We start from the raw sequence: 11349 nt of genomic DNA, 5'->3' as shown, positions 1-11349 counted from the left end.
TAATTGTAAAACAATAACAAAAAAAAAGCCGAAACATTATGTTTCGGCTTTTTTGTATATATGTTAATAAAGATTATTTCTCCATTACACTTTTTCCTTTTTTCTCTAAAACACTTGTTTTAGATGGGTCAATAACTTCCCCTTTTATTTTAAGAGATACTGTTGGCGTTTCAGCATTAGATAAAACAGTAATCGTTTTTCTAATTGGCATAACTCTTTGTGTATCGTATTTTACTTCAATTTCTCCAGTTTGTCCTGGCATTACTGGTGCTTCTGGTTTTTTAGGCACAGTACAACCACAGCTAGAACTAACTTTAGATACTATTAAAGGCGCATCTCCAGTATTAGTAAATTCAAAAGTTCTAATTCCGTTATCACCTTTGTTAATTGTTCCGTAGTCAATAGTAGTGTCCTTAAACTCTATTTTGGCCATTTTTTCTTGAGCATTCATCGATAAACTAATCAGTCCGATAAATAATATTGTAAATAATTTTTTCATTGTATTTTGATTTTATTGGTTTGTAAATCTAATTACTTTTTATTCCTCTTGCAAAGTTATTAGATGTAATGCACACTTGCAAATACTTATAACATATTTAACTGTACATTAATCTTCGTTATAATTTCACAAAAACAGAAATATAAGTACTTTTGTAAGATATATTTCAAAAACTATTCCAAAGTATGCAAATTCCATCAAAATATAATGCTGTTCAAGCAGAAAACAAATGGTACGACTACTGGATGAAGAATAATTATTTTCATTCTACACCAGATGACAGAGAGCCATATACCATTGTAATTCCTCCGCCAAATGTAACAGGAGTCTTGCATATGGGACATATGCTTAACAATACTATTCAAGATGTTTTGATACGTCGTGCACGTTTGCAAGGTAAAAATGCCTGTTGGGTACCTGGTACAGATCACGCATCAATTGCTACCGAAGCTAAAGTTGTTGCTAAATTAAAGGAACAAGGTATTGACAAAAATGACCTGACAAGAGATGAGTTTTTGGCACATGCTTGGGAATGGACAGAAGAATATGGAGGCGTAATCCTTGAACAACTTAAAAAATTAGGATGTTCTTGCGATTGGGAACGCACAAAATTTACAATGGACGACGACATGTCTGAAGCTGTAATTAAAGTATTTGTGGACCTACATGACAAAGGATTAATATATAGAGGTTACCGCATGGTAAACTGGGATCCGGAAGCAAAGACAACGTTGTCTGATGAGGAGGTTATCCATGAAGAGCGTCAAGGAAACTTATACTACATAAATTATAAAATTGAAGGAAGTGATGATACATTAACTATCGCTACAACACGTCCTGAAACAATATTTGGAGATACAGCAATTTGTATTAATCCAGAAGACGAAAGGTTTGCACACTTACGTGGAAAGAAAGCCATTGTGCCAATTTCTAATCGTGTTATTCCTATAATCGAAGATGACTATGTTGATATCGAATTTGGAACAGGGTGTTTAAAAGTAACGCCTGCTCATGACGAAAACGATAAGAATCTTGGAGATAAACACAAATTAGAAGTTATTGATATCTTTCATGAAGATGCCACATTAAATAGCTTTGGATTACAATTTGAAGGTCAAGATCGTTTTGTTGCTAGAAAAAATGTAGCAAAGGAATTAGAAACAATTGGTGTTTTAGTGAAGACTGAAACGCACATGAATAAAGTCGGGACCTCAGAACGTACAAAAGCAGTTATAGAGCCAAGATTAAGTGACCAATGGTTCTTAAAAATGGAAGAGTTGGTAAAGCCAGCAATTGAAGCCGTTTTAGGAGAAGATGCTGAGATTAAATTATTTCCGAAGAAATTTGAAAATACATACCGTCACTGGTTAGAGAATATTCGTGATTGGAATATCTCACGTCAATTACTTTGGGGACAACAAATCCCTGCTTATTTCTATGGCGATGGAAAAGAAGATTTTGTAGTTGCAGAAACATTAGAAGACGCTGTTTTAAAAGCTCAAAAGGTAACAGGAAGAGCAGATTTAAAGGCAACAGATTTAAAGCAAGATACAGATGCTTTAGATACATGGTTTAGCTCTTGGTTATGGCCAATGTCTGTTTTTGATGGTATCCGTAATCCAGAAAACGAAGAAATTAAATATTACTATCCTACTAACGATTTAGTTACCGGTCCAGATATTTTATTCTTTTGGGTAGCGCGTATGATAATTGCAGGTTATGAGTATAAAGACCAAAAGCCATTTAACAATGTATACTTAACAGGTCTAGTACGTGATAAACAACGTCGTAAGATGAGTAAGTCTCTTGGGAACTCACCAGACGCTTTAAAATTAATTGAAGAGTATAGTGCAGATGGTGTTAGAGTTGGGTTACTATTAAGTAGTGCAGCAGGAAACGATTTAATGTTTGATGAAACTTTATGCCAACAAGGTAAAGGTTTTGGTAATAAAGTATGGAACGCCTTTAACTTAACTAATCTATGGGAGGTTAATGATACAATAGCGCAACCTGACTCAAGTAAAATTGCTTTAGATTGGTACGAAGCTAAATTTAGCGAAGCCCTTTTAGAGATTGAAGATCATTTTAGTAAATACCGTTTAAGCGATGCTTTAATGTCTATTTACAAACTGATTTATGACGATTTCTGTGGATGGTTGCTAGAGATTGTTAAACCAGCATATCAACAACCAATTGATGCTGCAACGTATAATAAAGTGATGGCTATTTTTGAGGAAAACTTAAAAATATTACATCCATTTATGCCTTTCTTAACGGAAGAAATTTGGCAATATATTGCTGAAAGGACTCCAGAGGAAGCATTAATAGTTTCAAAATGGCCGGTAGCTAAACCTGTAAATAAAGAATTGATTTCTCAGTTCGAATTTGCTTCGGAAGTTATTTCTGGAATAAGAACGGTAAGAAAAGAAAAGAATATTGCTTTTAAAGATGCTATTGGTTTTTCTGTAATAAATAATGAAAATTCAAATACAGCGTTTGACACCGTTATTGCAAAATTAGGTAATCTAGAGGCTATCCAGTACGTTAAAGAACCTGTAGAGGGGGCATTAACATTTAGAGTAAAATCTAACGAGTACTTTATACCAATGGATGGTGCAATAGATGTAGAGGCTGAAATTGTAAAGTTAACAGAAGAGTTAAACTATACTGAAGGTTTTCTTAAATCAGTACAAAAGAAGCTGTCTAACGAGCGCTTTGTTGCTGGAGCTCCAGAACAAGTTGTCGCTTCTGAGAAGAAGAAAGAAGCAGATGCTTTAGCGAAGATCGAAACTTTAAAATCTAGTTTAGCTAGTTTGAAGTAGTTAAAATAGACTAAGCGTAGTCGATATGCTTTATAAAATTAAAAAGCCTTTCCAATTGGAAAGGCTTTTTTGTTATTCAGGTCATTGGTTAATTGCTATTGATTATTTCCCTTAAATAACTAACTACATATTAGTTACCTAATCATTAAAAATGTTACCCTTTTTTTTAATTTTTTAAAATTAAACTTCATAAAGAGCTGTAGATTAGTGACTTGTATTTTTATTTTTAAGCATATAACATGTTAGTTATAACATGTTTTGTTGTTTTAATCTAATAAATTTATAATCTCATTACAAATCAATTCTGATAATTCATTTTTATCTAAATGGCATTCTTCTACTAGTTTAGAAGTCGCACATTCAGTATGTATAACGTTTACGCTTTTTTTAAGCGTATCATTTTGAGTATTTATACCAGAAATTGTAATATAAAGTAGAAAAACAAATGCCATTTTTTGTATTAATTTAAAAAGCCTTTCCGTTAGGAAAGGCTTTTATGGTTATTGGTTGATTTTGACTAGTCCCCTTAGTAAATAACTAACTCACTGTAGGTAGGTTCTTAGGTTATGTAAAATGTTACCCTTGTTTTTTTTTTTTTTTTGAAAATGGAATTTGAAAACTTTATAAAAAAAACAGTTTAAATGTCTAGGAATTAATAAGGTAGTTTATGAGGTTGGATTATTTATAATTAGTAATTTAAAAAGCCTTTCTAACTGGAAAGGCTTTTTTGGGAATTTGGGAATTTATCAGTTTTGGTTGATTTTGATTCTTCCCACGTAATAAATAACTAACTACATATTAGTTGCAAAATCTATAAGTTTGTTACCCTTAGTTTTTGCAATTAAAACCCTTTTTTGTAATTTTAAATTGTAAAGCTTTGCAAAAGAGGTGATTATGTCGTTGTTGTTTCAAGAAAAATAAAAGAAAAGTCTTTCCAATTGGAAAGACTTTTTTTATAAACTAAAACTCAGTTTCTCTTTTTTTACATTGAGGGCAATTAACACGTGGACAACATTCTTTTACTTCTACAAAGGACTGTTGGTTACTATCAGATAACCCTTGAGTTGGCACATCAATTTTACATCTACAGATTCCTCCATTAATGTTTTTTTGTTCGGTCTTAGTTAAAACTGAACCTAAGTTTTTTAAATTTTTCATGTTTTTGTTTTTTATAAATTAAATTTTAACAGGGTGGACAAGCATGACTGCCACAGCATCTATCGTTGCTGTATTCCATTGTTATTCCATGTGTTGGTATCCTTATTTTACATTTACAAATACCACCATTAATTATTTTTTGTTCAGCCTTAGATAGTAATGAACCTAAGTTTTTTAAATTTTTCATTATTAAAATTGTTACAATTAAAAATGCCTTGATCAATTTGAGACACTCAAGGTTTGTGTCTAGTTATTAAATTTTTTACAATAAAATTATCCGTCAATTTTAAAACGCTCTATACTCTATTGTTTATTAGCATGGCGGGCATCCGGAGTAACCACAGCATTTTCGTTCTACTCGTTCTATTGGCTGAGGCTGTCCAGGAACTTTAATACGACATTTACATATACCACCATTAATAGTTTGTTGTTCAGTTCTAGACAGTACAACACCTAAGTTTTTTAAGTTTTTCATTATAAAATTATTATTATTAAACATGAAGTGATGATTTTAAGACAATCACAATTTATGTCTATTATTTTTGTTTTATTTTTTGATAAATCGTTCTAATTTAAGGTATAAATAACTATTGTTTTGAGTGTTTTTTTTGCTTTAACAAGCACATTTACTTCTATATTTACAACTTCGGCTATCGTTGCACCACTCATCAGCACTAAATGATTGTGTTAGTTCATTTGAAGGTTTTCTTATACAGCATTTGTCGACACCACCATTAATAGTTTGTTGTTCAATTCTAGACAATACAACACCTAAGTTTTTTAAATTTTTCATTATAAAAATTATTATTGTTAAATATGAAGTGATCATTTTAAGACAGTCACAATTTCTGTCTATTCCTCGCGAGAGAATGTTTTATTTAAATATGTCTTTTACTTGATAAAAAAAGCGTTCGGTTAATCTTAATTTTTCGGTTATAATCTCTGCAGAACCTCTCATTTCTTGTTTAAACTCAATTGCTTTTTTGTAAGATGTTATTAAGTTAGGGGGTAGTTGTGCAAGTATTAAATAATTACCATCTTCATCCGGTATAAGCGAAATATGATTAACCTTGGCCTGTAAAGTTCCGAACTCTGCTTCTGGATAATTTTCTAATTTGATATTTACATTTTGACCTACTTTTAGTTTACCTGAATTGGTGGCTGGTGTTTTTAATTTTGCTATAAATGAAGAGCTTTCGCTTGGGATTATTGTAAATAATAAATCGTTTTGATTTACAGTTTGGTTTTTTGTCCAATAGTTAGAATAGGCAACTTTACCATTAATGTTAGATTTTAGTACATATTGTGTTTCCCAGTCTTTTACAGCTTTTTTTAATTGATTAAAAGATTGAATAACCCCTTTTAGTAGCATCATTTCTTCTTTTGTTTTATTTATTTCCGATCCTTTAGAGGTTTTGTTAGCGTTACCAATAGATTCTCTTAATTGTGAGATAGAAGCTTCAAAGCTTTTTAAATTTTGTTTTGCTTGTAGAAACTCTATTTGTTTGTTTTCATATTCTAAACGTGCAATAGTACCTTGATCAAATAAGGTTTTGTATCTGTTTAAATCTTTTTGCTTTAAAGCTAATTGTGATTGGTTTAGTACTAATTGTTCTTTGCTATTTTTGAGTCTTCTGCGTAATTCTGATATCGAGTTTTTATTTGCTATTGCTTCATTAGAAAAAGGTTGTAAATCTTTGTTTAATGTATATTGGATGTAGTTGTTTTCAAATAGCGCGTATTGCGTATCTATATCTCCTAGAAATAGAACAGGTAGATGGTTTACAGGAAAATAAAAAGACTTTGTGTTTACTTTAATAGTATCTATTATTGATTTTAGTTTATAAACGTCTTTATAGTTAGAGGTGTTTTCTAAAATGGCAATTGGGCTATTTTTTGTAACAGTACTATTGTCGTTAATTAAAATAATTTCAAATTTACCTGTAGTTTTTGCTATTAGTTTTTCTGGTGGTATTTTGGTGGTTAGTAAGGCTTCAGTAGCTATTCCATCTGGATATTTTATTAGCCAACTTAAACTAAAAAACAACAGTATTAAACCTAAAAACAGGAAGTTGCCATAACGTATCATCCAATGTGGTACATAGGATAGTATATCTTGTACTTGTTCGCTTCTTAATTCTATTTCTTCTAGTTTTTTTGACATATGTTTTTATTTTTAATAGGAAGAGGTTTTTAGACCTCTTCCTATTTATATAAGTGTTTATTAAGCACATATTGGATCAGTACCATTTGCACATAAATTGGTGCATAATACCACTCTAATGGTATTTGGGAAAGTAAGGCATACACCGTATTCTGGGCCGATACCACCAGAACCAACGTTTCCGTTACCTGGACCTCCAGGGAAACCGGCAATAGGGTCGCCTCCTCCATTAATAGTTTGTTGTTCTGCTTTAGTTAAAGCTTGACCTAAATTTTTTAAATTTTTCATAATAAAAATTGATATAAATTATTTAGTCTTGATCGTTTAAAGACACTCAAGATTTGTGTCTATTCCTCGCGAGAGAATTCCTTTTGTCATTGCGAGTATTACGAAGCAATCTTTTTAATTGAAGAGATAGCTTTGTCGTTTCATTACTCGTTCTGATATTATTTTTTGTTTCCAATTTGATAGGTTTCGACTGCACTCAACCTAACATTTAGTTTCCCAATTCTAATTGGTTTTTTACTAAGTTGTAATAATTCCCTTTTTTTGCTACTAATGCTGCATGGTTTCCAATTTCTACAATGTTCCCGTTATCTAATACTACAATTTGATGTGCATTTTTTACCGTGCTTAATCTGTGTGCAATAACAACTACTGTTTTGTCTTGGAAAAAAGTATCTAAGTTTTGCATAATTACTTTTTCGTTATTGGCATCTAAAGCTGAGGTGGCTTCATCAAAAAACAAATAATCTGGATTTTTATACACAGCTCTTGCAATAAATAAACGTTGTTTTTGTCCTGTACTTAACCCAGTACCTTCTGCACCTATTTTGGTGTTGTATGCTAGCGGTAAAGACTCTATATAGTCTCTTATGTTTGCCACTTCTATAGCGTGTGCTAATCTTTTTTTGTCTACAATATCTTCTCCTATTGCTATATTATTGGCAATAGTATCGTTAAAAATGTAGCCTTCTTGCATGACTACTCCATAATGATCTCTCCATGTTTTTTGAGAAATATTTTGTATTGAAAATTGATTTAATAATATGTCGCCCTCATTAGGTTTGTAGTAGCCTAATAGTAGTTTCATTAGTGTCGTTTTTCCACTTCCACTTGTGCCAACTATGGCTGTGGTTTTGTTTGCAGGAATAGTTAGGTTTAAATCTTTTAAGACCTCAATGTCGGAACCAGTGTAAGAAAAAGTTAAGTCTTTAACTACTATATTTTCGTTTTTTGGAATGGCTTTTATTTTGCTTTGTGGATCTAATTCTTCGTTTTCCATATTGTGGATTTCACTTAATCGATCTAAAGATATTTTAGCATCTTGTAATTCTCTGACAAAATTAATAAGCTGTTGTACAGGAGAGTTTAATTGTCCTACTATATATGATATAGCCAACATCATACCTAAAGTGATGTCACCATCTATTACTAGTTTTGCAGACAGTATGGTAATAAAAATATTTTTAAGTTCGTTTATAAAAGAAGACCCAACACTTTGCGTTTGTTCTAGAGCCAAACTTTTTATCGAGACTTTAAACAGTCTAGCTTGTGTATGCTCCCAAGCCCAACGTTTTTGTTTTTCGGCATTGTGTAGCTTAATATCTTGCATTCCATTAATAAGCTCTATAACGGTGCTCTGTTCTTGGCTTAAGGCCGAAAAGCGTTTGTAATCTAATGTTGCTCTTTTTTTTAAGAAGATTTTAATCCATAGAAAATATAAAAAACTACCAACTAGAAATATGGTAAATATTTGAATGCTATAGTAACATAGTACAAAACTGAATACTATAAAGTTTACCATAGAAAATAACACGTTTAGAGACGAGGTAGTTAGTATTTGTTCTATACGCTTATGGTCGTTAATACGTTGTAGTAAGTCTCCTGTCATTTTTACATCAAAATAGGAGATAGGTAATAGCATTAATTTTATAAAAAAATCTGAAATTAATGAGATGTTTATTCTAGTGCTTATATGCAGTAATATCCAACTTCTAATAATTTCAATAGCTGTTCTACCAATAAATAGGGCAATTTGAGCAAATAGTATAAGATATATAAAGTTTAGATCTCTGTTTTTTATACCAACATCTACTACGCTTTGTGTTAAAAAAGGGACCACTAATTGCAGTAAACTTGCGGCTAGTAATCCAATACAAAGCTGAATTATAAAGCTTTTATATTTTATTAAATATTTGGTTAAATAAGTGAAGTTAAATTTTTGTGCTTCGTCTTCATCAAACTGGTTGTTATAAAAAGATGGAGTAGGATCTAATAATAATGCAATACCGTCTTGTATTGTGTCAGTAGCATTGTTGCCAATCCAAAATTTTAAAAATTCTTCTTTTGTGTAAGTAATTAAGCCATGTGCTGGATCTGAAACGTAGAATATGTCTTTTTTAATTTTATAAAGCACCACGTAATGATCCTTGTTCCAATGTAATATGCAAGGTAGTGGTGCTTTTTTTAATTCTTCTAAAGTTAATTTAACTCCCAAGCTGCGTAAACCAATAGTCTCACTAGCGTCACTTAAGTTAAGTAGACTACTACCTTCTCTAGTGGTTTCGCTAATGGTTCTAATCTGTGCAATAGATAGGGTTTTTTCATAATGCTTAGCTATAATTTTTAAGCATGTTGGCCCGCAATCCTTGGACTCTGCTTGTTTGTATGTTGGGAATTTGTTCAAAGTTAAATCTGTTATAAGATGAGAGGGGAGGTTCTTTTTCCCTTTTTTTATGCCATTAATTACTTTAGTAATATTATAAAGCTTTTATCATTGGAATAAGATTAAAGATTATTCGGATCACATCTATTAAAATACAAGCAAAAGCATTCCTCTCTGCTAATTTCTGTTAGTGTATCACAAAAATCTGGTTGCCTCAATAAATGTGGTTTTCCTCCACCAATAATTGTTTTTTGTGCTTCCCTTGTTAAAGCTGTTCCTAAGTTTTGTAATTTTTTCATAATTAAAAATGTTTAATAAATTATATTTGCTGTGAACATTAAAGACACTCACAGTTTGTGTCTATTCTTCGCGAGAGAATTTTGTTTAAGTAAAGCCCTTTAATTAGGGCTTTACTGTTTTTATAAGGTTTCTTGTAATTGGTTGGTGTTTTGGGTGCTGTAAGTGTCGTGTAAGTCTTCTATAAAATATAATAAATCAGCTCTTTCGTAAGCTTTTGGATAGGATTTACCGTTAATTAAAATAGCGGGTGTAAAATTAATATTTTTGTCTAGGCACCATTTGTTTTCAGCTTCCAGATTATTAACGTAATTATTGGTATCACTGCATTTCCCCCATTTAGATAGCCATGTTTTTATGTCGCCATTATTATAAATATCGTGCATTGCTTCTAGGCATTTAACTTCTCCTTTTGTGTTAAAAAGCTCCATTAACCTGCTAGTAACTTGTACGCCATTACTTTCTATATTATTAGTGTTAATATTAAATCTAACTGTAATATTGATTATGTTATGGTGTTTTTTTAAAATCGATTCCACTAGATTGTGAACACTTTTACAATGTCCGCAAAAAGGATTTGTGATTACAGTAATATTTAGAGGTGCATTTAAGTTACCCAACACTATTTCTGAGGTATCAATTATATTGGTCGTAACAGATTCAGACTGTTGTAGTAGTGTTTTAAATAAATCGTAATTATTTTTAAATTTAGCAGACTGTATCTTTAGTTTTTTAAAATCCTGTTCTTGTTTTAATCTGGAGCTAATAAATAGCCAAACTGAAGCTATGGTAATAAAGGCAAATCCTATTATTAATGTAGGTTCTATTTTTAACAAAGAAAATGTAGCGTTAGACAAGAAGTAAATAGACGCTTGTAATACTAAAACCGAAGCTATAGCTAAGCATAAAACACACCAGTTTTTAGATATTTTTATTTGATAGTAAATGGAGTATACTACAACAGGTGTTGCTGCTAAGCTTATTAAATATAATGTGTTTATGGATTTGGTTGTAAGGCTAATAAAGACAGCAGATATACTAATGGATAAAAAATAAACAAGACTAATATCGCTAAGTTTAATGTTTTTGTAAATGGTCGCTCCTTTAGAGTTTAAAACAGCATTACAGTTTGTGGTTTTACTTTCTTGAGAGCAAATACTATCTATTATTTTGGAACTTATACCAAGATCATGTTGTATAATTAATAGGCTTACTACTATACCGGTTATGGTTAATCCAAAATAAATGGAGGCATATAACCCAGGTGTAGAATAAATAAACAAAATAATTAGTAGCGCTAAAGCTGAAGCAAATAATGGTTTTTGGAAGCTTGTTGTCGAAACTTCGTTTATGTTTTTTGTTTCGTCTTTTTCTACACCAACAACAATACCCGTAAACTGCTCTAAGAAGCTAGTTTGGGTTATAGATTTTTTTTCTTTGTTATTATGTATCGTTTTATAGTGTTCTCCTTGCTTTATAATTAAAGCGAAATCCGTAACACCATCCACGTTTAATTGTGCTATAAAACTATTTGGTAATTGTTCTAATGTTTCTTTGTCCACAGGAACACGAATTGCAATATTCTCTACATCAAAATGATTTAGAACTCCTGTTATTGCGTGTAAACTTGGGTAGGAAGGATGACTTTGTATTTGGAAGTCCAGTTCTTCACTATCAATATTTATTTTGTTTTTTTGAAGTAGGGACTGTACTAAAAAGGATAATGTATCTTTCAAAATAG

Annotated in this window: 9 protein-coding genes; 1 reads left to right on the top strand and 8 read right to left on the bottom strand. The window is 31.2% G+C overall.

The annotated features are described in order from the left end of the window. Positions 1 to 73 precede the first annotated feature (73 nt). Positions 74 to 499, bottom strand: coding sequence for a DUF1573 domain-containing protein (locus ACZ2G2_RS02245; protein ID WP_090837498.1), 426 nt, complete (start codon positions 497 to 499; stop codon positions 74 to 76). Positions 500 to 684: 185 nt separating this feature from the next. Here ACZ2G2_RS02245 and ACZ2G2_RS02240 point away from each other — a divergent pair, with 185 nt between their 5' ends. Further along, positions 685 to 3321, top strand: a complete 2637-nt coding sequence (locus ACZ2G2_RS02240; RefSeq protein ID WP_470393774.1) for a valine--tRNA ligase — start codon at positions 685 to 687, stop codon at positions 3319 to 3321. Positions 3322 to 3587: 266 nt separating this feature from the next. On the opposite strand, the gene ACZ2G2_RS02235 is transcribed toward ACZ2G2_RS02240, so the two are convergent. The 7 genes from ACZ2G2_RS02235 to ACZ2G2_RS02205 form a co-directional block, all read right to left on the bottom strand. Next, positions 3588 to 3773 (bottom strand): hypothetical protein, encoded by a 186-nt coding sequence (locus tag ACZ2G2_RS02235; RefSeq protein WP_470393773.1) that lies wholly within the window; start codon positions 3771 to 3773, stop codon positions 3588 to 3590. Positions 3774 to 4281: 508 nt separating this feature from the next. Further along, positions 4282 to 4479 carry a hypothetical protein gene (locus tag ACZ2G2_RS02230; RefSeq protein ID WP_470393772.1) on the bottom strand — a complete coding sequence of 66 codons (198 nt, stop codon included), beginning with the start codon at positions 4477 to 4479 and terminating at the stop codon, positions 4282 to 4284. An 874-nt stretch (positions 4480 to 5353) separates the two neighbouring features. Then, complete coding sequence (locus ACZ2G2_RS02225) at positions 5354 to 6643, bottom strand: HlyD family secretion protein (RefSeq protein ID WP_470393771.1); 1290 nt, start codon at positions 6641 to 6643, stop codon at positions 5354 to 5356. A 60-nt stretch (positions 6644 to 6703) separates the two neighbouring features. Beyond that, complete coding sequence (locus tag ACZ2G2_RS02220; protein WP_470393770.1) at positions 6704 to 6931, bottom strand: hypothetical protein; 228 nt, start codon at positions 6929 to 6931, stop codon at positions 6704 to 6706. Positions 6932 to 7139: 208 nt separating this feature from the next. Then, positions 7140 to 9332, bottom strand: coding sequence for a peptidase domain-containing ABC transporter (locus ACZ2G2_RS02215; protein WP_470393768.1), 2193 nt, complete (start codon positions 9330 to 9332; stop codon positions 7140 to 7142). A gap of 101 nt (positions 9333 to 9433) precedes the next feature. Beyond that, positions 9434 to 9610, bottom strand: a complete 177-nt coding sequence (locus ACZ2G2_RS02210; protein ID WP_470393766.1) for a hypothetical protein — start codon at positions 9608 to 9610, stop codon at positions 9434 to 9436. Between the two features lie 120 nt (positions 9611 to 9730). Next, entirely contained in the window at positions 9731 to 11344 is a 1614-nt protein-coding gene (locus tag ACZ2G2_RS02205) for a vitamin K epoxide reductase family protein (RefSeq protein WP_470393765.1), read from the bottom strand. Positions 11345 to 11349: the final 5 nt, after the last annotated feature.

Source organism: Olleya sp. KKT75, assembly GCF_055635485.1.
The sequence above is the reverse complement of the archived record's forward strand: the minus strand, read 5'-3'. Positions and strand labels throughout refer to the sequence as shown.

Coding starts and splice junctions, on each gene's coding strand:
- ACZ2G2_RS02235 (WP_470393773.1), bottom strand. CDS start 3,773: ATGGCATTTGTTTTTCTACTTTATATTACAATTTCTGGTATAAATACT.
- ACZ2G2_RS02220 (WP_470393770.1), bottom strand. CDS start 6,931: ATGAAAAATTTAAAAAATTTAGGTCAAGCTTTAACTAAAGCAGAACAA.
- ACZ2G2_RS02245 (WP_090837498.1), bottom strand. CDS start 499: ATGAAAAAATTATTTACAATATTATTTATCGGACTGATTAGTTTATCG.
- ACZ2G2_RS02210 (WP_470393766.1), bottom strand. CDS start 9,610: ATGAAAAAATTACAAAACTTAGGAACAGCTTTAACAAGGGAAGCACAA.
- ACZ2G2_RS02230 (WP_470393772.1), bottom strand. CDS start 4,479: ATGAAAAATTTAAAAAACTTAGGTTCAGTTTTAACTAAGACCGAACAA.
- ACZ2G2_RS02240 (WP_470393774.1), top strand. CDS start 685: ATGCAAATTCCATCAAAATATAATGCTGTTCAAGCAGAAAACAAATGG.
- ACZ2G2_RS02225 (WP_470393771.1), bottom strand. CDS start 6,643: ATGTCAAAAAAACTAGAAGAAATAGAATTAAGAAGCGAACAAGTACAA.